This is a genomic window from Blautia sp. ZXY-1-B12, assembly GCF_056339915.1.
Genome location: NZ_JBWJVP010000272.1, coordinates 1 through 23,167, shown reverse-complemented (window position 1 = coordinate 23,167; position 23,167 = coordinate 1). Strand labels below are relative to the sequence as shown.

The following is a 23,167-nucleotide window of genomic DNA, read 5'->3' as shown; positions in this document are numbered from 1 at the left end:
TGGTCAGCTGATCAGCTTTTCTGTTCCGCTGATCATCATTGGATTTATCGCACCATCTATTACCAGACTCGGAAACAATGCTTCCAGAATGTTAGGTGTTGCAGTCAGTATTGCTTATGCTTCCTCACTGGGAGCTGCTTTATTCTCTGCATTATCCGGATACCTGCTGATCCCACATTTGTCCTTCAGCTCCACTGCCAGTCATCTCAAAGCTTTGCCGGATGTAGTTTTTGAACTTTCCATTCCACAGATAATGCCTGTCATGAGTGCACTTGTACTGGCCATTATGCTGGGACTTGCATCTGCATGGACAAAAGCCAGTCTGATTTCTTCTTTTCTTGAAGAATTTCAGAAGATCATACTGGCTATTGTATCAAGAGTCATTATTCCGATTCTCCCATACTTCATCGGACTGACTTTCTGTTCACTGGCATACGAAGGAACAATCACCAGACAGCTTCCTGTATTCCTTCAGGTAATCGTCATTGTTCTGATTGGACATTTTATCTGGATAGCTCTTCTATATATACTTGCAGGAATTTATTCCAGAGAAAATCCTCTGAAAGTTGTGAAACATTATGGTCCCGCCTACCTCACAGCCATAGGTACCATGTCATCTGCTGCCACACTGCCAGTCGCCCTCCAATGCGCACACAGAGCAAAACCTCTCCGAAAGGATATGGTAGATTTTGGTATTCCACTGTTTGCCAATATTCATCTCTGTGGTTCTGTCCTCACAGAAGTATTCTTCTGTATGGCAATCTCCAAAATTCTCTATGGTGCAGTTCCTGCGCCGGGGGCCATGGTTCTTTTCTGTGTCCTGCTTGGAATTTTTGCCATTGGTGCTCCGGGTGTACCGGGAGGCACCGTTATGGCATCTCTCGGTATTATCACCGGTATCCTGAAATTCGGCGATTCTGCTACAGCTCTGATGCTGACTATCTTTGCCCTTCAGGACAGTTTTGGGACAGCCTGTAACGTAACAGGCGATGGTGCCCTGACTCTGATTCTTACCGGATATGCCAGATACCACAATATCAGAGAACAGAAATTGCAATAAAAGTTTAAAATACCATCATATCTGTCTTTTTTCTCAGATATGATGGCCTTCATTTTCTTACGGACGAATCACCTTATCTGCACCTGTCATACGCTCTGCAATCGTATACATATCGGTAACTTTTCCAACCATCAGTTTCTCCATCAGTCCATAATGCTTCAGGCAGGTACCGCAGGTCAGGATTTCCACGCCTTCTTCTTCCATCTTTTTCAGATCTTCCAGACTTTCAGAGTCTTCTGTTGTAAGTTTTGCACCTCCATTATAGAAAAGGATTGTATCCGGATGTGTTTCCATCTGAGAAAGGGCATAGATAAATCCTTTAATCAAAATCTTTCCCAGTTCATCATCACCATTTCCCATAACATTTGAGGAGATTACTGCTACCGTCACTTTTTTATGCGGTGCTTCGCAGACAAATTCCTCTTCTTCCAAGGTACCACCTGTCTGTTCAGTCTGTACTGCCATCTTCACCTGATACTTTTTGTCTCCCAGTTTTTCAGATACAAACGTACAACCTGTTTTATTTGCAAGTCTGCTCAGATTATTCACTGCGGTTTCATTATCGATCAGAATTTCAATCTCATCACCGACTGCCGCATTATCAATAACCTTCTTTGTCATCACTACCGGAATCGGACACTGTTTTCCCATTACATTTACTTCATGTTTCATTTTCTGTCACCTCTTGTTATTCTTTATATTCACTGCTTATTACTCTTCGCAATCTCCCTAGAGCGTGTCTGAAAAATCATTCCCGCAATCTGCACGCCCCACTTTGCAGGATATTTCACCCGAATTCAGTTGCCGTAGCCCACTACGGCGCCCTCATCCGGGCAAAATATCCCACAAATTGTGACGCACATCTTGCAGAAAGCCTTTTTCAGACACGCTCTAGGGGACTTACCTGATTACAACAATTCCATAAAATATATATTTTACATCTGATTCTTACCGCGTTTAATATATTTTCCTGTTTTCTCCAGAATTACTTTTCCATCCTGCACCACATGAGCTCCTCTTAAATATACGCTGTCAATATCTCCATGAAGCTTAAATCCCTCATATGGATTATTATCCGTATGATACAGATGTGTCTTTGCAGAGATAACGTTTTCCTTCTCAGGATCAAATACAACAATATCTGCATCACTTCCCTCACGTATCACGCCCTTATTGGGATACACTCCGTAAAGTTTAGCTGCATTCTCACTTAACAGACGGCACATCTGTTCCTGCGTGATCCTGCCTGTGCGTACACCGTATGTATAAAGCAGAGTTCCTCTCGTCTGTACTCCCGGCAGCCCTCCCGGAATCTTCGTGAAATCATCTTTACCAAGAGCTTTCTGCTCCATTGTAAAGCTACACTGGTCAGTTGCAACCGTCTGGATCTGATCATTCGCCAGTGCTTTCCACAGGCAGTCCTGATCTGCTTTCTTACGGATTGGAGGTGCACACACGTATTTGGCACCTTCAAAATCCGGTTTTGAATATACACTGTCATCCAGAAGCAGATACTGCGGACAGGTTTCCGCATATACCTTTTGTCCGTTCATTCTGGCACGCATAACTTCTTCAAATGCTTTCCGGTTGGTAAGATGTACTACCATTACAGGAGCATTTGCTGCATCTGCGATCACAAGAAGGCGGTGAACTGCCTCTGCCTCCATAATATCCGGACGCACCAGCGGGTGATTCTCAGGTCCCAGACGTCCCTCTTTTTTGGCTTCTGCGATCAACGCATCGATTGCCCCTGCATTCTCACAATGTACCCCTGCAAAACATCCGTATTCATTTAATTTCTTAATAATCTTATAAAGGTCACCGTCATCTACGATCATTGCCGGATAAGTCATGTAAAGCTTAAAACTGGTAATCCCTTCATTGATCATATCTTGTATTTCTCTCTGAGTTTCCTCATTCCATTCCACAATAGACATATGGAAAGAATAATCACAGGAACATTTCCCATCTGCTTTCTCATGCCACTTCTCAAGGCCTTCCCTCAGCGTATGGCCACCTTTATCCTGAGACGCATAATCGATCACCAGAGTTGTACCTCCTGCAATGGCAGCTCTTGTTCCTGTTTCAAAATCATCTGCCGTCACTGTTCCTGCCACTTCCAGGTCAAAATGTGTATGTCCGTCTATAAATCCCGGAAAAAGCAGCTTACCGTTTACATCAACTACCTGTGCATCCTCTGCTTCCAGATTCCGGCCTACTTTTACAATCTTCTCTCCATCTATAAGAACATCTTCTCTGACAGACATATCCCCCGATACTACTGTACCATTCTTCAGTAAAGTTTTCACTGTTTCTGACACCCCTTTCTTTATTATAAGTTAGGGACAAAAAGTATTTTACCCCTAACTTATCGCAATTCTCATGTTTAAAATATACCACGATTCCTATATCACTTCAATGATTTATGATTATAATCACAAATTTTTTAAGGTATTCACATTTATTTTTTTTAGGCTCTTTTTATTTCCTTTTTTTTATGATAGAATATAAAAAATGTGCAGTTTCCATGTGTCTGCACTGAACGTTTTGACGGATAAATTTATCCGCTTTACTACATGCTCATAATCGAATGACTGTTACTGCTCAGACTATAGAAGCCCCTGCCTGATTCGGTTATGATCCGTTTAAAAGTTATATTAATAGGAGGAAATCAAATGGGACGACTTACTGTGTTAAAACAAATCGCTGCTGATCTTGCTTCCCAGTTCGGACCTGACTGTGAAGTAGTAATCCATGATCTGAAAACTTCGGAGCCGGAACATTCCATCGTCTACATCGTAAATGGTCATGTTACAAACAGAGATATCGGAGACGGACCATCCAATGCTGTTTTTGATGCGATCCGCAATCAGGAAAAAGGAGCAACCCCCGAAGACCATACCGGTTATCTGATGAAAACAGCAGACGGCAAGATCCTGAAGTGCAGCACTTCCTACATTCATGATGACGATGGTACCCTTCATTATGTTTTCGGAATCAATTATGACATTACCAAGCTTACTATGATCGAATCTGCCCTTCATTCTCTTGTCACTCCGGAAAATAAGGAAGAGAAGCCCAAAGAGATCACTCATAATGTCAATGATCTTCTTGATCATCTGATCGAAGAATCTGTAGCTCTGGTAGGCAAACCTGTTCCTTTAATGAATAAGGAGGATAAGGTTACTGCTATTCAGTTCTTAAATGATGCAGGTGCTTTCCTTATTACAAAATCCGGAGATAAGGTTGCAAATTATTTCGGAATCTCCAAATATACATTGTACAGTTATATTGATGTAAATAAGTAAAAACAGGAAAGAATGATATAAAAACAGACCTGCATGGTACTTTTCCATCAGGTCTGTTTTTCTTCTGTTTTCTTTTTTCATCTAGCGCCGGTATATCGTTAAATATGCTCTCTCTTTCATCTCCTTCCTCGTATGTTTTTTCGATATTCCTTTATAGACTGATTATAACACAGAACAACAGCATTTTTTCTCTTTCACGCGAACAGTAATTATATGGCGTGAATGGTATGGAAAAAGGTTGTCTTTAAATTTGAAATCTTTTATACTTGATATATATACAACATTTTGATGATAAATTTTATTAATCCTTATCAGACGGAGGTGCTGTTATGTCTGAACAGATTTTATCTGCTGTTCATGGTGTCACTACCATGCTCTTTGGAATTTACTGTTCTGCATTTTTTCTTGGGATCAAACCGATCAGAAAAAATATCCTGACTATGTTTCTGTTATTTTTAGGGCAGGGACTGTTATATGTAATTGATCTGGCATTATTTGGGGAAACTCTTGCAAATATGTCCTATCCTCTGATCGTACATTTTCCATTGGTTTTATTCCTCTCCGTTCATTATAAGTATCCTCTGATTTCTTCCGCTGTTTCTGTCTTTTCTGCCTATCTGTGTTGCCAGATAAGCAACTGGACCGGATTATTCGCTTTGGCAATAACAGGATTACAGTGGTGTTATTATTCTGTGCGGATCTTAACAACAACCTTAACTTTTGTCCTTCTTTATCGATATGTATTTCGATCTACAAAAACAATTTTTACAAAAAATGCACGTGAGCTTTCCATCATCGGTTTCCTGCCATTTGTATATTACGTTTTTGATTATGCTTCCACCAAGTTTTCAACTTTACTTTATTCCGGAAATAAAGCAGTTGTTGAGTTCATGGGATTTGCATTCTGCATTGCCTACCTGGTATTTCTCATCATCTACTTTCAGGAATATGAGAATAAACAGGAGATAACGCAATACAGCAATCTTCGTGAAATGCAGCTTCAATCCATGCAAAACGAAATTGAACAGGTAAAGATCAGCAGCCAGAGACTGGCGATCCTGCGGCATGATATGCGCCACCATCTGAGTATTATTCTGACCCAGCTGCAAAACGGACATCCGGATAAAGCACAGGAATACATCCATGAAATTAATTCTGCATATGACGATACGATCATCGCCGCCTATTCCGGAAATGAAATGCTGAACTCTGTGCTTTCCATTTATCATTCCCGTTTCACAGACAGAGGATTGTCTCTTATATGCAATGTTTCTACAGGAAAAGAACTTCCATGCTCCGATCTGTCCCTCTGTACAATCCTGTCCAATGCGCTGGAAAACTCCATGCATGCACTGGAGCAGCTGGAATCACCTTCAAAATGGGCCCGGCTTACTCTTTCACAGAAAAAGAATCACATTCTGTTCCAACTGGAAAATCCCGTAGAAAAAATTCCGGCATTTGTAGATGGAGTTCCGGTTTCTACCAGAAACGGGCATGGAATCGGTGTCAGGAGTATTATTTATTATGTGGAACAATTGCATGGACAGTGTCATTTTTCTATCGTGGACCATTGCTTTGTCCTGCGAATTATCATCTGACACAGGATTTCCACTGCCGGATACAATACATAACATTTATTCACTCACAGAAAGGTTTTGATAAAAATTATGAATATTGCAATTTGTGATGATGAAATACTCTTTACCCGGGAATTAAGTTCACTTCTGACTCACTGGGCGGAAAAAAATGATTTTTCACTTACCCTGTATCCATATTCCAACGGTGATGATCTGTTAACAGCTCTCCGGACAATTCCGGTAGATCTGATTTTTCTCGACATCATCATGCCATTATTAAACGGCATAGATACAGCAAGAGAAATACGCAGCATGGGACTGACTGTTCCTGTGATTTTTCTGACTTCTTCCAGAGAATTTGCCCTGGATTCCTATGATGTAAAAGCTTTTCATTATCTTTTAAAACCAGTAAATACTCTGAAACTTTTTTCTGTTATGGATGATTTTTTTAAAACTTATCATGTTCCGGCTGAAACTTTCGTCGCACATACTGCAGACGGATTCTGCTCAATTACGCTCAATGATGTAGATTATCTGGAAGCTCAGAATAAACAGGTTCTGGTCTGCCTTTCAAATGGAACTACTTTAAAAATCCGCGAATTATTTGTAAAGTGTGAAGGGGTCTTTACTCCGGAAAAAGGATTCTTTAAATGTCACCGAAGCTATATTGTAAACCTGTCCCACATAAAACAGTTCACAAGAACTATGGTCACTACCGGCATTTCCTCTGTCCCTATTTCCAGAAATAACTATTCTGCATTCAAAGATGCCTATTTTTCATATATGTTTGATTCCAACTCCGGTTAATCCGATAATTACAGCATTTGCGGGTTACTATCCCCTCCGTTCTCAGCAATACATTTCGCAGTTCACTGCTTTTCGTACACCCTCACATATTCTTATCGTTCCATTTCATGTGCCTGTTTGTAGATTTCACAGGCAGCATAATTCACACATCTGTCATGTGCACAATCCATAAATGTGAGGGTTCTTTTATCTCCTTCCATCGTATATTCGCAGCAGACAGTCTGCCCTCCATTACATGTTCTGCAAAATCCCGAAATAAACTCTTCTTCTATCTCCATTTTATCCTCCTCAATTTTCCTTATGTCTCATTATCGTTCCGAGAAACAAAAATACAGGCAACAATATATTCGTTACTGTTCACAAATATTTTTATTTATTCGTCCGTTTTTTGTTGCATTTTACAACAAACAGATTTATAATCAGTATAACATAGAAATGTGCGGAAACACTATAACAAACATAAAATAATCGTAACTGTTCAGTACCTTCACAGTTACGAGTCAAAATCCATTAAAAATCGCCTTCGGCGATGGGATTTTGACTTGTATGTCTCGGGATTTTGGCATGTTCATGCCAAAACACCTCGCGGGATAGTAGACTGCTGAATAGTTACAAATAATCAAAAAAGAGGGAAAATGTCATGAACAGAGAACTTTATGATGAGGCAATACGCTCCAATATCCTGTCACGCAAACTAATCGAACAGTTGATGGAAAGTATGAATTACAGTAGTATCTCTTTTATCAACTGGACTGTAGAGGTACTAAAGATTATTAAAACACGTCTGGAACGCGGAGATAAAATCACAGACGAAGTATCCGGAATTACTTATGATATAAAATCTTTCCGAAATTTTGTAAGCACCAATTTTTCTTCCTATATTACAAGTCAGGTCTTTGATGCTCCTGATAAGGCAGAGAAAGTATATTTTTCTCTGGAAGCCACCGAAGACGGACATGCCTACAATATGGTTATGGCAAATTCATCAAAGGACAAAACATATAAGTGGATTTCCAGTCTCAGCGAACGCTTTTCATTAGTGGAGATGATCGCTACCGGAATTGTATATCTTAAAGATAACAGGACAGATACATATCAGCCATTTATTTCCGGAAATGGTAAGTACTGCAGATATGACGTAGAAAAAGGGCAGATTATCGAATTATAAAACGTTGAGATTGATTTGCATCTTATTATATTATGCATAATCTTAAGAATTGCATAATACAGAACAAACAACCATCATTGAGTCAGTACATACAAGAAAGAATCCTGCTTGCAGGATTCTCCGCCTGCGGCGGGTCGCTTCAGCGACATAATTCCTCTCCGTCGCAGTGCGATCCTGCCCGGAGGGCTTTTTTATGTTATAGGAACATTACAGAGTAATTTCCTATAACATAAAAAATCCCCTGCCATTCAGCAGGGGATTTTAATTTAATCATATTCAGATTAGTTGTTGATAAGTTTGTCTTCGCCATTCCAGCTGTAAAGTTTACGGATTTCTTCGCCAACTTTCTCAGACTGATGCTCAGAAGCTTTCTTTCTCATAGCTTTGAAGTGAACCTGTGCACCTGCATCAGACATATCAAGTAAGAAGTCTTTTGCAAATGTACCATCCTGGATATCAGAAAGAATTTTCTTCATAGCTTTCTTTGTATCTTCTGTGATGATCTTAGGTCCTGTGATGTAATCACCATATTCAGCAGTGTTGGAGATAGAATATCTCATTCCTGCGAATCCTGACTGATAAATCAGGTCTACGATCAGCTTCATTTCATGAATACATTCAAAGTATGCATTTCTTGGATCATAACCAGCTTCAACAAGTGTTTCGAAACCAGCCTGCATAAGTGCGCAAACACCACCGCAAAGTACAGCCTGCTCACCAAAGAGGTCTGTCTCTGTCTCTACACGGAATGTAGTTTCAAGAAGACCAGCTCTTGCTCCGCCGATTCCAAGACCATATGCCAGTGCAAGATCCTGAGCTTTTCCTGTGTAATCCTGCTCTACAGCGATAAGACAAGGTGTTCCTTTTCCAGCCTGATACTCACTTCTTACTGTATGACCAGGTGCTTTAGGAGCGATCATTGTAACGTCAACATTCTTTGGTGGTTTGATGCATCCGAAATGGATATTGAAACCATGAGCAAACATTAACATGTTGCCTTCTTCAAGGTTTGGCTCGATGGATTCTTTGTAAAGTTTAGCCTGTAATTCATCATTGATAAGAATCATGATGATATCTGCCTGTTTAGCTGCTTCAGCTGCTGTATATACCTTAAAGCCCTGCTCTTCAGCTCTCTTCCAGGATTTGCTGCCTTCATAAAGACCGATAATGACATCACATCCGGAATCCTTTAAGTTCAGAGCATGTGCATGTCCCTGGCTTCCGTATCCAATAATTGCAATTTTTTTACCATCCAGTAAGCTTAAATTACAATCTTCCTGATAAAAAATCTTGTTAGCCATTTTATTTTCCTCCTGCTAATCGTAAAAAAATTTATCGTTAAGGGATGCTCCCCTAGCAAACTATAATATGTACTGTTTCTGAGATATTTTTCAATTTCCTGCGTTCCGAAAAGCCTTCCTGTCTTTCATCAGAAATAGGTTACATCCTGCGAACCTCTTGATAAACCGGTCATTCCTGTACGTGCAAGTTCGAGAATCTCGTAATCACCCATCAGCTCAAGAAATGCTTCCAATTTATTATGGTTGCCTGTCATCTCCAATATCATGGAATCCACACTTACGTCTGCAACTTTCGCATGGAAAACATCCGCTATGGAAATGAGTCCCTGTCTCTGCTCCGGTTTCGCAGCCACCTTGATCATCATTAATTCATGGCATACGCTGTTGTCCGGCTCCAGGATCTTAATATCTCTTACATCTACAAGCTTGGCAAGCTGATTCGTGATCTGCTCCAGAATCAGTTCATCCCCGCTGCACACAACGGTAATTCTGGAAAAACGCTCGTCCGCTGTTACACCTCCGGTAATGCTGTCGATGTTATAGCCTCTGCGGCTGAATAATCCAGATACTCTGGTTGTTACACCTGCAGTATTATCTACTAACAGGGATAATACTCTCTTCTGCATGTCCCACCTGCTTTCAACGTGTACATTTTCACCACGTTAATATAATAAATAGCTCGTATGGTTACCATTATATCAATAATCGTGATTTTGTCAATAAATTTTTCGCACAAAAACAAATGTCTTTCTGTGACAGCTTTTGTAAAAACATCGAATTAACTGCCTATATCAGATATTTATTTCTGAACTCTTCGATCATTTTCGGTTTCAGATAAAATACGGTCTGGAAAAACCTTTCCATAGAACCATAAGTCTTTTTCACTGTTTCAAAAACAGCAGCCAGATACTCCTCTTTTACATTATATATAATCGGAAGCTTCTCGGTCATTTTCTCATCTGCCTCCGGCCAGGTCTGTACAAGTCTCTGCATATATACCAGTTTGGGCTCCATATAACGGTTTGTGCGCAGATAGTCTTCATATATCACATCTTCCTCCACCCCCAGCAGACTGAGCAGAAAAGCAGTCCCGATCCCTGTACGGTCCTTTCCAGTTCCGCAATGCCACAAAACAGCACCTTTTTCCTGCCTGAAAAGAATATCGATAAACTTCGCATACTGTTTCAACACCAACTGATCCATGCATAAATTCCTGTACTGTCTGATCATATATTCTTCCATATCATCCGGGAGTCCTGCAAGCATTTTCACAAACTGTTCTCTGTTGCTGATAACCTGCACATCCTCATCCACAACCGGTACATGGTAGTATTCTACTTCTGCTATAATAGTATCCGGTTTACATTTTCTCTCTTCTGCCGAACGCAGGTCGATCACCGTCTTCAGATTGTATTCTTCTCTGAGTCTGTTCTTATCGCTCTCTGAAATATGATAAAGTTCCCCGCTTCTCAGAAGCCTCCTCGGCAGGATGTGTCTGTCATCAGCTGTAACGATCGCACCCAGATCTCTGGTATTCGGCAGACTATGAAGAGATATCCTGCCGCCCTTCGGGAAACCTGTTGCCATATCCGGGTTTAATATCTTAAGAATGCGGATACACTCATGAATCTCTTTTTCTGTCATATCGAACTTGTATCTCTTCTTACGTCTGGTAACAATTACAAGATAATTTACACTCAGCTGTCTGTCATCACCTTCATCTGCTCCCTCTTTTCGCATATATGCCCATACAATGTCTTTACATGGAAGATTGTTTATCATCATATGTCTGGTAAAAACCAGAAATCCATCTTCTATCCTTATCTTTCCATACTTCATGATCCACCACTCCACTGTCTGCAATTTTATTACTGTTCACTCTGCTCTTAGAGCGTGTCTGAAAAATCATTCCCACAATCTGCAAGGCATACTGAACAGCAACCATTTTTTTCAGAATAACACAGAAATAGGAATTTGACAATTCCTGTCAAACGTTTATAATCATGGTGTTATTGTGATATAGCAATCACCTTATGAACCGTACTTTTTGTACAGAAATTATTTTTTGAAAGGATTTATGAAAATGGAGAATCTTATTTTCTGTCTTAATGCTACAATCCCGATTTTTCTCACCCTGATGCTCGGGCTCTTTTTTCGGAAGATCGGACTCTTTGATGACACCTTTGTCAGCCGTCTGAATAAGTTCGTATTTAATGCAGCTCTGCCTGCGCTTTTGTTTCTGGATATTGCAAAGTCAGATTTCTACAGTGTATGGAATACGAAATTTGTATTGTTCTGCTTCTTTGTCACACTGATCAGTATCGGAATTTCCACAGGACTTTCCTATCTGCTGAAACCGCGAAATATCCAGGGCGAATTTATCCAGGCTTCTTACCGGAGCAGCGCTGCGATCCTTGGAATTGCAATTATCCAGAATCTTTACGGAAACGCAGGAATGGCACCACTTATGATCATCGGAAGTGTGCCGCTTTATAATGTGATGGCAGTTATAACACTGTCACTGTTCGCTCCCGGCGGCGGTAAACTTGATACCGCAAAACTTATCCGAACCCTGAAAGGAATCGCCACGAACCCTATTATCCTTGGTATCCTGACAGGTATGGTATGGTCGCTGCTTCATCTGCCAATGCCAACAATTCTGAATACTGCCGTAGATAATCTCGGAAAAACAGCGACTCCTCTTGGGCTGATGGCCATGGGTGGCGCACTGAAATTCGGCAAGGCATTCGCAAGGCCGAAACCACTGATCGCATGTAGCTTTCTGAAGCTTGTGGGATATGAAGCTGTATTTCTTCCACTGGCTGTGCTTCTGGGATTTTCCCATGATATGCTGGTTGCGATCATTATCATGCTTGGTTCTGCCACTACTGTAAGCTGTTATATCATGGCCAAAAACATGGATTATGACGGCGATTTTACTTCCGGTGTGGTTATGACTACCACTCTGTTAAGCTCCTTTACCATGACAATCTGGCTTTATATATGCAAAAGCCTGGGACTGATCTGAGCCCAGGCTTTTTATGTTTATATTAGCTTCAGATATTCCAGTCCGTTTCTGATTCCATAATGGAACATATCCTGTGTAATATGATCAGCCAGAGCTTTTATTTTCTCTGAACCATTTCCCATGGCAACCTTCACGGCCGCATATTCAAACATGGCGAGATCATTATTGCTGTCTCCAAACACGATCGTATCCTCCCATGGAATATCAAAGAGTCTGCACACTGCCGAGATCCCCACTGCCTTGTTAAAGCCCTTTGGGACAAGTTCAATGGTGGTTCCCGCAATCCCTGAACCACTCTCATGACGGATAATGTCATAATACTCACTCAGTTCCCTACAGGCAGCTTCTGCATCACAGCCTTTTATCATTTTGGCACTGATCTTATTAATGCGCATACAATCTTCATTTCCCCTGATGGGACGCCATTTAGATCCTAAAGATTCTGTGATCAGATCCGTATACCAGTTCACATCTGTATTATATTCATCCTTATCATAATACATGAAATCTGCACCTTCCATAACCGGGACCAGACCATATCTGCGCAGGATTTCCACTGATTTTTTTGCAACTTCCGGGGGCATCTCTTTATTAAAAAGACGTTCTCCATCCTTTTCAATGGTAGCCCCGCAGGCACTGATCATACCGGTAAACGGAAGCTCTTCCAGATACCGGGAAACAAAGGCCCTGCTCCTGCCTGTGCAAAGCCATGCGTCATGACCGTTTTCTCTTAATTTCTTCAATGCCTCCTTTGTGCTCTGGGGTACACCCTTTTCCATATCGCAGAGTGTTCCGTCTGCATCAAAAAACACTGCTTTTCTGTTCACTTTCTTATCTCCTGATTTTTATATTTACGTTTATCTGCCAGTGTACCTGCAAACTATGCAAAAAACACTGTCGCTGCCTTAACCAGGCTCTCTGTATCTTTCGCACCTGTTGTTTCATATACAGAATGCATGGCAAGCTGTGCCAGACCGATATCCACTGTTTTCACAGGAACCTGGGTATTGGAAATATTTCCCAGCGTGGATCCGCCTGCCATATCCGAACGGTTCACAAAGGTCTGGTACGGCACCTTTGCCCTGTCACAGATATCCTTGAAAATTGCAGCGGACACTCCGTCTGTACAATATTTCTGGTTTGCATTGTACTTGATCACGATTCCCTCATTCAGCACCGGACGGTTTACCGGATCTGTCTTATCCGTATAGTTTGGATGGAGAGCATGAGCATTATCTGCAGAAATCATAAAACTGTCTGCAAGTGCCATATAATATTCCTCCTGGGTACGTCCCAGTCCCATATTGATCCGCATCAGAGTATCCTTCAGGAAAGCAGAAGCAGCGCCCTGTCTTGTACTGCTTCCCACTTCTTCATTATCCAGCACACAATGTACAGAAATGCTTTCTTCACGATTTCCCTGCAGGAATCCCTCCATAGAAGAGAATGCACACTGCAGATCATCCAGTCTGGGTGCAGAAACAAATTCCTCATTTACTCCCCACAGAGTACCCGGAGTTCTGTCATAAAGAAACAGATCATGTCCCAGAATATCTTCTGTCTTTACTTCTGCGGCCTCAGCCACAGTTTCCATAAATCTGCCCTTTCCTTCCTTATCGCTGAAAAGAGGCAGCATATCCTTCTGCACATTATATTTATATCCGTCATTTACTTCCCTGTTCATATGAATGGCAAGATTAGGAATAACCAGCAGATCTCTGTCCACAGCCACCATCTTCTCTCTGATTTTTCCATCCTGACGGACGATCAGCCTTCCTGCCACTGACAGAGGTCTGTCAAACCATGGAGACAGAATCATTCCACCGTAACGCTCCACATTCAGTTTGATATAAGCATTCTCCACCTCTATCTCAGGATTCTCCTTAATCTTAAGGGAAGGGGAATCACTGTGGCTTGCCATAATATGAAACTTCCACACAGGCTTCTGCGGAATGGAAAAAGCTATGATCGCAGAATGATTTCTGGTCACATAATAATTTCCGCCTTTTTTAAGCTTCCAGTGATCCTCCTCTTTCAATTCTTCAAAGCCTTCTTTGTCAAGCCTTTTGGTCATCTCCGTCACTGCCTGAAATGCAGTAGGGCTTTTCTCTATGAATTTCAGTAACTTCTTTGCTGTTTTTCTGTACATAGTTTGATTCTCCATTTGAATGATTATGAAATGATACCTGGTTTATACTATTTTTTATTATAATCAGTCTGTCCTGGTAATAAAAACAGCAGTCATTATTTCCATAAGAAATATGTGCTGCTGTTTTTTATATCAGTCTTTAATGATCAGAGCCATAAAAACCAGATCTGTATTTCCTGTATTTGCAAGTGCATGTCCATGATTGTCCGGTGTGAATGTAATATCTCCTGCTTTTACCGGACGATAGGTACCGTTGTCATTGTATTCGCCCTGTCCCTGTAAAATATAGTAGGTTTCACTTTCTCCATGATGTTCATGATATCCCAGTGAACATCCCGGCTCCAGGGTTACCTGTGCATACAGTCCACATTTACCATTCAACTGTTCTGCATCAAGGATTTCTTTGATGATTACGTGACCATTTCCACCTGCCATGTGTTCTTCGCGTCTGATTTTCATAATTTTTTGCCCTCCTGTAGATGTTTTCTCTTTTATAGAATTTCCATTGAATATATCATAGCACTGTTTGTAAAAAATGGCAAAGTAAATATCAATGGAACATTCAACAAAATATCGTTACTGGTTACTGTTCACTTTATTTTGCAGTATTTTCAGATTTGTTCAGAAGGCTGTCCAGAAGCTGCGAAATGGTCTGATTTAACACAGGATGTCGCAGATACGGAGCAATCTGATTCATTGGTACAAGAACGAAATCGCGGTTGTGCAGATCAATATGAGGAATATGAAGATCTGGCATATCAATAATTTCCTGATCATAAAACAGGATATCCAGATCCAGTGTCCTTGGTCCCCAGTGGATGATACGTTCCCTGTTTGCCGCCTGTTCTAACTGATGCAGTCTCACAAGCAATTCTCCAGGAGTAAGAAGTGTCCGCATTTTCAGAACTCCATTTAAAAATTCATCCTGATCAGTAACTCCGTAAGGTTCTGTAATAAGATAATCGGAAATTGCCTCTATACGGCATCCTTTTGTCTCTGCCAGACCACGGATCCCATTGTCTATATACATCTTTTTATCACCCATATTAGAGCCAAAAGCAATGTAAGCAGTATGCCATTTCCGTGTAATTTCCACAGATACGGTTTTCAAAGGAAGACCAACCGGTGCCCAGGGCTTTTCAATCTTCAGAGTAATTTTTTCAAGTCCGGAAAGAGAGCAAAGAAGCATTTCTGCAAGATTCTCTGCAAGAGATTCCAGAAGTTTATAAGTATGTTTTCTGGTGAAATCAGTGATCATATGGCTGACTTCGCCATAGTTTATGGAAGCAGACAACTCATCGGTTAATCCCGCCAGACGTGTTCTGGTAAAAAGCGTGGCAGAAATAACAAATTTCTGTCCCAGAACATTTTCCTCGGGATATACACCATGGTTTGCAAAAACCTCCAGCTCTTTAATTTCTATTTTGTCTAATCTGGTCTCATCCATAACAGCAAATCCTTTCTGTATGTTATTTATATTTACCATCTGTTTTGTGCCAGTAATTTATCTGCGTCCCAGGATTGCTTCTGTCATCTGGATCACACGCTTGTTTTCTTTAACATCGTGGACACGGACAAAAGAGCATCCCTTCATTACGCCAATTACACTGGTAGCCAAAGTCCCCTCCACGCGCTGATCTACAGGAAGATCCAGTGCCAGTCCGATCATGGATTTGCGGGATGTACCAAGGAGAACCGGAAATCCCAGATTCTGAAAAAGCTCCAGGTGATTCATTGCTTCCAGATTCATTTCAAATGTTTTTCCAAAACCAATTCCCGGATCAAGCATGATTTTTTCATCTTTAATGCCAGCCTGTCTTGCAAGATTGACACATTCCTGTGTTTCGGCGAGCATATCAATGAGAAAGTTTTGATATTCTGTATTAGATTTGTTGTGCATCAGGCAACAGGCCACATCATATTTTGCGATCACAGCTGCCATTTTCGGATCATATTTTAATCCCCAGATATCGTTAACCAGGTCAGCTCCTGCCTGGATAGAGCTTTCAGCAACACTGCTCTTAAAAGTATCTACAGAAACAGGAATGTCAAAATGTTTTTTGACCGCTTCAATAACAGGAAGAACTCTCAGTGCTTCCTCGTCAGCACTGACAGGAGTATGACCGGGACGTGTAGATTCGCCTCCGATATCAATAATATCTGCACCATCAGCAATCATTGCCTCTGTATGTTTCAAAGCTTCATCCATATGATTCCATTTGCCGCCGTCAGAAAAGGAATCAGGGGTAACATTCAAAATTCCCATTATGTAAGTATGATTCTTAGTATCAAAAAAACGGTTTCCAATTTTCATGAGCAGAACCCATCCTTTCTTTTGTGCTTATGAAGAAGATCAGTATTCAATTTTCATATTTTTTTTATCATCAGACCAATAGCATTCGGAAGCAGCGGAACATAAAAAACAATTTCTGGACTGCTTATCCGCTTTATAAAGAAGTGCTGCCAGCGTACTGCAGGAATCTCCTTTTCGGTGATGTCCAATGGAAGACAGAATCAGTTCTTTTTCCTGTTCTGTAAAGTGCAGATCTGTCAGAATTTCCCGTGCGATTTCTACTCCTGCAATATCATGGGGAATGTTGTACTGATATTGCTGTGCACGTCCTATATCATGAAGAAGTGCTGCTGCATAGATAAGCTCTTTGGGCAACTCCAGATGTTCCTCCAGTGCATAAATGTACATCAACCGTGCAACATCCAGAAAATGTTCAGGGGTATGACGGCAGAAGATCCGTTCACTTTCAAGTTCCTGTATTTTTTTATAATGTTCCTGATAAACCGGGTGCCTCCAGATCCGATTGACACGATCCATATCTGAAAAATTGTTATTCATCCTTTTACCATAGAAAGGAACATTTTCTGCAGTTCCTTATCTTCTGTAAACGCACCACGGGTTACAGTAGTGATTGTTTTGCTTCCTGGTTTTTTTATTCCGCGCATGGTCATACAGGTATGTTCCGCTTCCAGCATTACCATAATTCCTTTTGGATCCAGAGTACGCTCCAAAGCATCTGCAATCTGAACAGTAAGCCGTTCCTGGATCTGTGGCCTTCTGGAATAAACCTCTACTGTACGTGCCAGTTTGCTTAAACCGGTAACTTTGCCGTTGGGGATGTATGCAAGATGAGCTTTTCCATAAAAAGGCATCAGATGATGCTCACACATGGAGTAAAAGGTGATGTCTTTTTCCAGCACGATTTCATTATTTTCTACAGGAAACTGCTTTAACAGATGCTGATCCGCTTCATGACCAAGACCTCCGTAAATTTCTTCACACATGCGGGCAATCCTGTCAGGAGTATCAATCAGACCTTCCCGTGTGATATCTTCACCGATACCTTCCAGAAGCAGACGGACTGCCTGCTCAATTTTCACTTTGTCAACCATTAAAAAATAACCTCCTTTGTATTTTTGAAATGGAGATTATCCTTTTGACCAAATTAAAAAGGATATCTCCAATTGTGATAGAATGTATGTCGAAAACATTCCCTAACACAATATGAGATATCCTCTTATATTGTTTGCAACGGGTGCGGATAATATACCGTAAGACGCACTTTTCGTTTCAGTGACAACTCCCCATTCACCGAACACTTGACGCATAAAATCCTATTTTGCATATCATTCATTTCGGTATTCAGTATACCATGTAATACGATAATAGAAAAGGGTTTTTCTGACTTTTCAGAATGATTTTTCCCAGTCTACCAATTTCATGATTGTTTTTACCGCATTCACTATTCTTGGAGCAAAGTACGCCTTTGTAAGCCTTTTCTTCGAATATGCCCATATAAAATTCTTACTGGTACTTTCTATCAATAAATCTGTAAAATATCGTTCCCAACTGATATACTCTTTACTGTCTATATATTCTTCCGGATTCTGAAGTATTGTTTCTACTTTTACTTCCGGTATTTCCTTTGTTGAAAGTAACAACCACTCAAAAGATTCTGGTGCATAGAGTACAATGTTTCCCTGTGTTTTAATGCATTCACTGATATCTTTCATCTCTGAACCAAATGCAGCTCCATCTACAATGACCAAAATTGTACCCTCTTCATTCGGTCTCTGTTCCAACTGTCTGATGATATTTGACTTCCCACCAGCAGAAAAACAGTTCACACCCTTCTGTCTGGACATTTCTTTAAAAAATTCAAATCCAGAATTGGAATCCTCTGTTATTACAAGTTTCGGATTGATATTCTTTTCCTCTGATATTTCACCGTACAAATGATAAATCTCATTATATTTCTGTTTCGCATCATGAAATTTTCCAGATTTGCGAAATCCATATATTTCACTTACACTATATGGCAATGCCGGAAGCTTTTCTCTTGTGGCCAGTACAAAGTAATTATCAGATCCCTGCACAAGCTGTGCAAACTTCTTTGAAACGAGGAAGCGATTTCCTTCATCAATAAAAATAATGCTTCCTGTTGTTTCTTCTATCTTTCTTTCCCAATCCTCACTATCAATCACTTTACAGGGGCAGTCACAGGAAAGAAATACACCGCTGTCCGCACCATATCTTCCATAATCATGTATAAGATCAATTAAAACAGTCTTACCTGATCCACTGTCACCAGTAATAATTGTAATATTCCTATGAATTACAAAATCATATTTCACTTTTCTGGATTCTACAATGATTCTATGTGAACCTTTCATAATCACTACTCCTGTTTCATTTCATTTAAATACTTATTTGCTATAGGAACAAGTTCCTTCATTGAATGGACCGTTTCTCCTCCATTTTGGACTTTTATCTCAAATTTTGTGTCTTTTCCAAAACTCATCATATGTCTGAGATTAATGGTAACATCTTTAATCCTGCCTATTTCCAATATCCATTTTGCACAGTTATCGCCACAGGTCGAGGCATTGAAAATCCGATCCGGTTCATTTAAAATCAGCAACAACGTTTTCACTCCTCCTGACAGTCTTTCAGGAGGAATCTGTCCCAACACCGGACTGTTAATGCATTCACCACTCAATACTTCTGAATCATCAATATCTTTAATCATCTTTTTCGCCAGTTCTGCATCAAGCCATTCTGGTTCATAACTGTTTTTAAAATAAACATTTGTATTATAAATACTGTTTTTCACATCTCCATAAATAATGTTCAACATTTATAAGAGCCTCCTCTCAAAATACAATTCTTCTTATAACATGGTTTCGTTCCGCCAAAGAATCCCGGTCTGATTTCTCCAACCTTGTGTCCTCTACTGCCAGAACTATAGCAATCCTCTAAAATAATGCATCTTAATCCAGCCCATCAGAGTGTGAAATCCTGCGTCAATATAGCAGAAACTTAATTTTCGCTGTACTAGTGAAACATTCTATATTCTTTGTATCTGTTTTCGCATTTACCACTCTTCACATTTAATATCACTTATCCGTTCGATTGGAATGACCGTTTGATCCGTCATAATTATGGTATGCTCGTATTCGTCTACCTTTTTTACAATACCGGAGCACATAACATAGGATCCACCGGCTTTTTTTGCATCGGGAATAAAATAAGTTATCGATACATTCTGTTCTATACCGATATTATTTCTGATTATGTTGATTTTTTCGTTCAGCTGAGCAATCACTTCCTCACTCAATTCCAATCTTTCATCAGTTAATCTTGCCGTTTCTTTTATCGCAGCATCATGTCCAGTCAAGGCTGCAAAAGGAGCAAACTGCGCTGCCCGATCCCGAAAAGGCATTTGCGGATGATTCTTAGAGACCGGATGCGGTAAATTAATGATATCGTCATAAGAATTATTTTTCATCCCTTCCAACTCCTTTACGCCTTATGTCCGCCAATCTGTTCATTTCTGTCCCGGGCGGTTGCACCTTCCTGAAGATTCATCCCCTTCAGCATAGCATTTTTTCCAAATTTCTTTTTAATACTGAGCATTGCTTCCTGCATACGTTTTTCGCGATCCAGCGCAGCCTCTTCCTCTTCCTGCTTTTTCCTTTGCGCCTCATAATCCGTAAAAAGATCCAACTGCTCATACACTTTTTCTTTCTTTACAGAATTTTCATCCACAAGCCTGTTCGCTGTGATATTAATTCTTCTGATAAGCAGGTTTCTGTCAACAATACCGTCATATAGTTCTATTACTGCATCCGTTATCATTTTTGTTGAGGAAGTCTGCCGTTTCAGATTGGTCGTTCCATGTGCGTGTTTCGGAATTCTTCTTCCATAACGGTCGATCGTAACCTCACCATGATATTTCTTTTTCCTGTCGGTATTATTCAAATTCTCAATATCATAACCAACTGTCAATACAATCTGATCCGTCACAAGCTTCTTATCCACCAAATCCAAAACCATCTGGTCCGTCATCTCTTTGACGACTAATTTTGCTTTTTCAAAGTCATAAGGACAATGAAGTACCTGTCCGGAACAAACACTGTTCGTTTCCGGTTTGTAAGCCTTGACCATTTTCATGGTACAGGGCTCATATCCCCAGGCATGATCGATCAGCAGCTCTGCATTAACGCCAAACAGTTTATATAGCAGATCTTCGTTATATAATTCATTCTCTTTTCCGATGGAACATCTGGCAATATCACCCATCGTATAGAGGCCATATTCTTCCAACTTCTTTGCATATCCCTTTCCGACTCTCCAGAAATCAGTAAGAGGTCTGTGGCTCCAGAGTTTCCTTCGGTATGACATTTCATCCAGTTCTGCAATTCGTACACCATCTTTATCTGCTTTAATGTGCTTCGCCACGATATCCATCGCAATCTTACACAGATACATATTCGTTCCAATTCCGGCAGTTGCCGTTATACCTGTCGTTTTCAGCACATCCTGTATCATGGTCATTGCAAGTTCCCTTGCTGTCATATTATAGGTATGCAGATAATCCGTTACATCCATAAATACTTCGTCGATCGAATAAGGGAAAATATCTTCCGGCGCAATATATTTCAGATAAATGCTGTAAATTCTGGTGCTGTATTCCAGATAGAGAGCCATCCGGGGAGGAGCAACAATATAATCAATCTCCAGTGCAGGATTGATATTTAATTCTGTACTGTCATCAGAAGAACCAATAAATGTTCTGTTCGGTACTTTCCACCTGCGGGCACTATTGGCTTCTTTTACTTTTTGAACAACCTCAAATAAACGAGCCCTTCCGGGTATCCCATAACACTTTAAAGCTGGAGATACCGCAAGACAAATCGTTTTTTCTGTTCTGCTTTTATCCGCAACCACAAGATTGGTCGTCAAAGGATCTCTATTTCGTTCTTTACATTCCACAGACGCATAGAATGACTTAAGATCAATTGCAATATAGGTTCTTTCCTTTTCCGTCATTCTGCACCTCCCAATTCTCCTGTGTTCCGTTTGTGATTATTTCTCCTTATCCATTGCCATATGTATCATTTTCTCGAAGGATTCTCTGAAATGCTCATCATCCTCCGATATTCGTTTTCTTGGTCCTTTTAAATGATTCTTTCCGAATGCTCTTCGTGCCTTCTTATTCAGATGCCGTTCCATAAGCATCTGGTCAATATTCTCATTGGTATACCATTTCCCAGACTGATGAATCGCATAAGCACCTTTTCCTAATACCATTGCCGCCACTCCATAATCCTGTGATACAATAATATCGCCTTTATGACAAATACTGATCAGTTTATAATCCACTGCATCTGCACCGGCTCCAACTACGATCACTTCACTGTAATCAGATGATAACACATGATTGGTATCACACAACAACGTTACCGGAAGATTATGCTCTTTTGCAACTCTTTCAACGATACTGACTACCGGACAGGCATCTGCATCAACCAAAATCTGCATATTCCCTCCTTTAATTGCACCTGAACGGAGTGCGAACCTCAATAAGATTACCACTGGGATCATACAGTCTTACAAGCTTCTGCCCACCTGCAAGTTCTGTCAGTTCGGTGGCATATCGGACGAAATACTTACCAGATTCATATTTCGCAAGCAATCCATCTATATCAAAATCCTCGAAATACAATTCCATCATGTTATTGAACGGCGTAGAAGTTTCATTCAATGTTTTCCCCCATATGTCGGCATCCTGCAAAACAAGTCCCTCCGATAAGATCACATTACCTTCATTCTTAAGAATCACTTGCAGTCCAAATAAGTCCCTATAAAATTCTATGGATTTTTCTATATCATCCACCACAATCAGTACATTCTTTAACATACCGGCCACCTCGCAATCCGCATTCGATTATATGATCTTCCCAGACAAATGATCAATTTCATGTTGACAGATCTGTGCCGTCCATCCGGACAGCTTCTGCCGCTGTTTTTTCCAGTTGAAGTCATAATATTCTACTTCAATTTCCTGATATCTGGTCGTCTTACGAACACCATCCAGAGACAGACAGCCTTCTTCCGTCTCATACATGTCATGCTTTGAAACAATCACAGGGTTAAACATAACAACATCTATAAATCCCATATTCACAATGATAATATTCTTCCTTACACCAATCATATTTGCAGCCATACCAACGCACCATTCCCGGTTCGCCTGCAGTGTGTCCTGCAGATCCTTCCCAATCTGGATATCTGCTTTTGTGGCTGGCTTGGATGGCTGGCCTAAAAAGAAAATGTCTCTTACGATTTGCTTTACCATTTATTTTCTCCTGTATTTAATTTCTAATTCTTATTTATCCTGACCGGAAATCTTTCTCATCGGCTCAAGATTAATTTTACAGCATCAATCAAGTCCTCAGTGAATTACTCGGTAA

The 23,167-nt window shown here is 40.5% G+C and carries 26 protein-coding genes, 2 pseudogenes and 1 riboswitch; of the genes and pseudogenes, 7 read left to right on the top strand and 21 right to left on the bottom strand.

The features are described from left to right. Positions 1–1,060, top strand: a 1,060-nt coding sequence (locus AC075L_RS19320) for a dicarboxylate/amino acid:cation symporter (RefSeq protein WP_476388039.1), incomplete at its 5' end; no start/stop codon positions are given. A gap of 57 nt (positions 1,061–1,117) precedes the next feature. Here AC075L_RS19320 and yedF read toward each other — a convergent pair. Next, entirely contained in the window at positions 1,118–1,732 is a 615-nt protein-coding gene (gene yedF, locus AC075L_RS19315; protein ID WP_008704831.1) for a sulfurtransferase-like selenium metabolism protein YedF, read from the bottom strand. A 29-nt stretch (positions 1,733–1,761) separates the two neighbouring features. Next, positions 1,762–1,902 (bottom strand): annotated as a pseudogene (locus tag AC075L_RS19310) (DUF6783 domain-containing protein). On the opposite strand from AC075L_RS19310, the pseudogene AC075L_RS19305 reads away from it, so the two are divergent. Beyond that, positions 1,861–1,968, top strand: a pseudogene (locus tag AC075L_RS19305) (DUF6783 domain-containing protein); the annotation flags it as partial. The pseudogenes AC075L_RS19310 and AC075L_RS19305 overlap by 42 nt on opposite strands. A gap of 27 nt (positions 1,969–1,995) precedes the next feature. Here the strand turns inward: AC075L_RS19305 and hydA are convergent. Beyond that, complete coding sequence (gene hydA / locus AC075L_RS19300) at positions 1,996–3,369, bottom strand: dihydropyrimidinase (RefSeq protein WP_044952020.1); 1,374 nt, start codon at positions 3,367–3,369, stop codon at positions 1,996–1,998. Positions 3,370–3,735: 366 nt separating this feature from the next. Here hydA and AC075L_RS19295 point away from each other — a divergent pair, with 366 nt between their 5' ends. From AC075L_RS19295 to AC075L_RS19285, 3 genes are all read left to right on the top strand, one after another. Then, entirely contained in the window at positions 3,736–4,368 is a 633-nt protein-coding gene (locus AC075L_RS19295) for a helix-turn-helix transcriptional regulator (RefSeq protein WP_020993722.1), read from the top strand. A 329-nt stretch (positions 4,369–4,697) separates the two neighbouring features. Continuing rightward, positions 4,698–5,966: a sensor histidine kinase gene (locus AC075L_RS19290; protein ID WP_008704836.1), complete on the top strand. Its 1,269-nt coding sequence runs from the start codon at positions 4,698–4,700 to the stop codon at positions 5,964–5,966. A 69-nt stretch (positions 5,967–6,035) separates the two neighbouring features. Further along, the gene (locus AC075L_RS19285) at positions 6,036–6,752 is read left to right on the top strand and encodes a LytR/AlgR family response regulator transcription factor (RefSeq protein WP_020993721.1); all 717 of its coding nucleotides are present in this window, start codon (positions 6,036–6,038) and stop codon (positions 6,750–6,752) included. Positions 6,753–6,844: 92 nt separating this feature from the next. Here the strand turns inward: AC075L_RS19285 and AC075L_RS19280 are convergent, their stop codons facing one another. After that, positions 6,845–7,030 carry a hypothetical protein gene (locus tag AC075L_RS19280; protein WP_008704840.1) on the bottom strand — a complete coding sequence of 62 codons (186 nt, stop codon included), beginning with the start codon at positions 7,028–7,030 and terminating at the stop codon, positions 6,845–6,847. A 362-nt stretch (positions 7,031–7,392) separates the two neighbouring features. On the opposite strand from AC075L_RS19280, the gene AC075L_RS19275 reads away from it, so the two are divergent. Next, on the top strand, positions 7,393–7,920 hold the full coding sequence (locus tag AC075L_RS19275; RefSeq protein WP_008704843.1) for a hypothetical protein: 528 nt from the start codon (positions 7,393–7,395) through the stop codon (positions 7,918–7,920). Between the two features lie 281 nt (positions 7,921–8,201). Here AC075L_RS19275 and ilvC read toward each other — a convergent pair whose 3' ends face one another. The 3 genes from ilvC to AC075L_RS19260 all read right to left on the bottom strand — a co-directional run bounded on the left by ilvC (position 8,202) and on the right by AC075L_RS19260 (position 11,060). Further along, entirely contained in the window at positions 8,202–9,221 is a 1,020-nt protein-coding gene (gene ilvC / locus AC075L_RS19270) for a ketol-acid reductoisomerase (RefSeq protein WP_008704844.1), read from the bottom strand. 128 nt (positions 9,222–9,349) lie between these two features. After that, on the bottom strand, positions 9,350–9,847 hold the full coding sequence (ilvN, locus tag AC075L_RS19265; protein WP_008704845.1) for an acetolactate synthase small subunit: 498 nt from the start codon (positions 9,845–9,847) through the stop codon (positions 9,350–9,352). Between the two features lie 160 nt (positions 9,848–10,007). After that, positions 10,008–11,060 (bottom strand): tyrosine-protein phosphatase, encoded by a 1,053-nt coding sequence (locus tag AC075L_RS19260; protein ID WP_243099346.1) that lies wholly within the window; start codon positions 11,058–11,060, stop codon positions 10,008–10,010. Between the two features lie 244 nt (positions 11,061–11,304). Between AC075L_RS19260 and AC075L_RS19255 the strand changes: the two genes are divergently transcribed. Next, on the top strand, positions 11,305–12,249 hold the full coding sequence (locus AC075L_RS19255) for an AEC family transporter (RefSeq protein ID WP_020993719.1): 945 nt from the start codon (positions 11,305–11,307) through the stop codon (positions 12,247–12,249). 17 nt (positions 12,250–12,266) lie between these two features. Here AC075L_RS19255 and AC075L_RS19250 read toward each other — a convergent pair whose 3' ends face one another. The 14 genes from AC075L_RS19250 to AC075L_RS19185 form a co-directional block, all read right to left on the bottom strand. Further along, entirely contained in the window at positions 12,267–13,076 is an 810-nt protein-coding gene (locus AC075L_RS19250) for an HAD family hydrolase (protein ID WP_008704849.1), read from the bottom strand. Positions 13,077–13,129: 53 nt separating this feature from the next. Continuing rightward, on the bottom strand, positions 13,130–14,398 hold the full coding sequence (locus tag AC075L_RS19245) for a M18 family aminopeptidase (RefSeq protein ID WP_020993718.1): 1,269 nt from the start codon (positions 14,396–14,398) through the stop codon (positions 13,130–13,132). 132 nt (positions 14,399–14,530) lie between these two features. Beyond that, positions 14,531–14,857, bottom strand: a complete 327-nt coding sequence (locus tag AC075L_RS19240; protein ID WP_008704853.1) for a cupin domain-containing protein — start codon at positions 14,855–14,857, stop codon at positions 14,531–14,533. A gap of 136 nt (positions 14,858–14,993) precedes the next feature. Beyond that, positions 14,994–15,845: a 2-amino-4-hydroxy-6-hydroxymethyldihydropteridine diphosphokinase gene (folK, locus tag AC075L_RS19235; RefSeq protein WP_008704856.1), complete on the bottom strand. Its 852-nt coding sequence runs from the start codon at positions 15,843–15,845 to the stop codon at positions 14,994–14,996. Positions 15,846–15,902: 57 nt separating this feature from the next. Beyond that, positions 15,903–16,712, bottom strand: coding sequence for a dihydropteroate synthase (gene folP / locus AC075L_RS19230; RefSeq protein ID WP_020993717.1), 810 nt, complete (start codon positions 16,710–16,712; stop codon positions 15,903–15,905). Positions 16,713–16,751: 39 nt separating this feature from the next. Next, complete coding sequence (locus tag AC075L_RS19225) at positions 16,752–17,249, bottom strand: HD domain-containing protein (protein WP_008704860.1); 498 nt, start codon at positions 17,247–17,249, stop codon at positions 16,752–16,754. Further along, entirely contained in the window at positions 17,246–17,803 is a 558-nt protein-coding gene (folE, locus tag AC075L_RS19220) for a GTP cyclohydrolase I FolE (RefSeq protein ID WP_008704861.1), read from the bottom strand. The genes AC075L_RS19225 and folE overlap by 4 nt, the downstream gene beginning before the upstream one ends. Before the next feature lie 135 nt (positions 17,804–17,938). Continuing rightward, positions 17,939–18,035, bottom strand: a riboswitch (THF riboswitch). Positions 18,036–18,100: 65 nt separating this feature from the next. After that, a complete protein-coding gene (locus tag AC075L_RS19215) occupies positions 18,101–19,084 on the bottom strand; it encodes an ATP-binding protein (protein WP_008704862.1) in 984 nt (327 codons plus the stop codon). A gap of 5 nt (positions 19,085–19,089) precedes the next feature. Further along, positions 19,090–19,548: a DUF4869 domain-containing protein gene (locus tag AC075L_RS19210; RefSeq protein ID WP_008704863.1), complete on the bottom strand. Its 459-nt coding sequence runs from the start codon at positions 19,546–19,548 to the stop codon at positions 19,090–19,092. 237 nt (positions 19,549–19,785) lie between these two features. Further along, positions 19,786–20,199 (bottom strand): hypothetical protein, encoded by a 414-nt coding sequence (locus tag AC075L_RS19205; protein WP_008704864.1) that lies wholly within the window; start codon positions 20,197–20,199, stop codon positions 19,786–19,788. 14 nt (positions 20,200–20,213) lie between these two features. Continuing rightward, the gene (locus AC075L_RS19200; RefSeq protein ID WP_008704865.1) at positions 20,214–21,743 is read right to left on the bottom strand and encodes a Y-family DNA polymerase; all 1,530 of its coding nucleotides are present in this window, start codon (positions 21,741–21,743) and stop codon (positions 20,214–20,216) included. A 36-nt stretch (positions 21,744–21,779) separates the two neighbouring features. Further along, on the bottom strand, positions 21,780–22,235 hold the full coding sequence (locus tag AC075L_RS19195; RefSeq protein ID WP_008704868.1) for a YaiI/YqxD family protein: 456 nt from the start codon (positions 22,233–22,235) through the stop codon (positions 21,780–21,782). Positions 22,236–22,245: 10 nt separating this feature from the next. Continuing rightward, positions 22,246–22,614 carry a VOC family protein gene (locus AC075L_RS19190; RefSeq protein WP_020993716.1) on the bottom strand — a complete coding sequence of 123 codons (369 nt, stop codon included), beginning with the start codon at positions 22,612–22,614 and terminating at the stop codon, positions 22,246–22,248. 27 nt (positions 22,615–22,641) lie between these two features. Continuing rightward, a complete protein-coding gene (locus AC075L_RS19185; protein ID WP_008704871.1) occupies positions 22,642–23,052 on the bottom strand; it encodes a peptide deformylase in 411 nt (136 codons plus the stop codon). Between the last annotated feature and the right edge of the window lie 115 nt (positions 23,053–23,167).

What these genes read in the sequence shown, in the direction of transcription:
- yedF (WP_008704831.1), bottom strand. Translation starts at nt 1,732, where the DNA reads ATGAAACATGAAGTAAATGTAATGGGAAAACAGTGTCCGATTCCGGTA.
- AC075L_RS19295 (WP_020993722.1), top strand. Translation starts at nt 3,736, where the DNA reads ATGGGACGACTTACTGTGTTAAAACAAATCGCTGCTGATCTTGCTTCC.
- AC075L_RS19290 (WP_008704836.1), top strand. Translation starts at nt 4,698, where the DNA reads ATGTCTGAACAGATTTTATCTGCTGTTCATGGTGTCACTACCATGCTC.
- AC075L_RS19285 (WP_020993721.1), top strand. Translation starts at nt 6,036, where the DNA reads ATGAATATTGCAATTTGTGATGATGAAATACTCTTTACCCGGGAATTA.
- AC075L_RS19280 (WP_008704840.1), bottom strand. Translation starts at nt 7,030, where the DNA reads ATGGAGATAGAAGAAGAGTTTATTTCGGGATTTTGCAGAACATGTAAT.
- AC075L_RS19275 (WP_008704843.1), top strand. Translation starts at nt 7,393, where the DNA reads ATGAACAGAGAACTTTATGATGAGGCAATACGCTCCAATATCCTGTCA.
- ilvC (WP_008704844.1), bottom strand. Translation starts at nt 9,221, where the DNA reads ATGGCTAACAAGATTTTTTATCAGGAAGATTGTAATTTAAGCTTACTG.
- ilvN (WP_008704845.1), bottom strand. Translation starts at nt 9,847, where the DNA reads ATGCAGAAGAGAGTATTATCCCTGTTAGTAGATAATACTGCAGGTGTA.
- AC075L_RS19260 (WP_243099346.1), bottom strand. Translation starts at nt 11,060, where the DNA reads ATGAAGTATGGAAAGATAAGGATAGAAGATGGATTTCTGGTTTTTACC.
- AC075L_RS19255 (WP_020993719.1), top strand. Translation starts at nt 11,305, where the DNA reads ATGGAGAATCTTATTTTCTGTCTTAATGCTACAATCCCGATTTTTCTC.
- AC075L_RS19245 (WP_020993718.1), bottom strand. Translation starts at nt 14,398, where the DNA reads ATGTACAGAAAAACAGCAAAGAAGTTACTGAAATTCATAGAGAAAAGC.
- AC075L_RS19240 (WP_008704853.1), bottom strand. Translation starts at nt 14,857, where the DNA reads ATGAAAATCAGACGCGAAGAACACATGGCAGGTGGAAATGGTCACGTA.
- folK (WP_008704856.1), bottom strand. Translation starts at nt 15,845, where the DNA reads ATGGATGAGACCAGATTAGACAAAATAGAAATTAAAGAGCTGGAGGTT.
- folP (WP_020993717.1), bottom strand. Translation starts at nt 16,712, where the DNA reads ATGAAAATTGGAAACCGTTTTTTTGATACTAAGAATCATACTTACATA.
- AC075L_RS19225 (WP_008704860.1), bottom strand. Translation starts at nt 17,249, where the DNA reads ATGAATAACAATTTTTCAGATATGGATCGTGTCAATCGGATCTGGAGG.
- folE (WP_008704861.1), bottom strand. Translation starts at nt 17,803, where the DNA reads ATGGTTGACAAAGTGAAAATTGAGCAGGCAGTCCGTCTGCTTCTGGAA.
- AC075L_RS19215 (WP_008704862.1), bottom strand. Translation starts at nt 19,084, where the DNA reads ATGAAAGGTTCACATAGAATCATTGTAGAATCCAGAAAAGTGAAATAT.
- AC075L_RS19210 (WP_008704863.1), bottom strand. Translation starts at nt 19,548, where the DNA reads ATGTTGAACATTATTTATGGAGATGTGAAAAACAGTATTTATAATACA.
- AC075L_RS19205 (WP_008704864.1), bottom strand. Translation starts at nt 20,199, where the DNA reads ATGAAAAATAATTCTTATGACGATATCATTAATTTACCGCATCCGGTC.
- AC075L_RS19200 (WP_008704865.1), bottom strand. Translation starts at nt 21,743, where the DNA reads ATGACGGAAAAGGAAAGAACCTATATTGCAATTGATCTTAAGTCATTC.
- AC075L_RS19195 (WP_008704868.1), bottom strand. Translation starts at nt 22,235, where the DNA reads ATGCAGATTTTGGTTGATGCAGATGCCTGTCCGGTAGTCAGTATCGTT.
- AC075L_RS19190 (WP_020993716.1), bottom strand. Translation starts at nt 22,614, where the DNA reads ATGTTAAAGAATGTACTGATTGTGGTGGATGATATAGAAAAATCCATA.
- AC075L_RS19185 (WP_008704871.1), bottom strand. Translation starts at nt 23,052, where the DNA reads ATGGTAAAGCAAATCGTAAGAGACATTTTCTTTTTAGGCCAGCCATCC.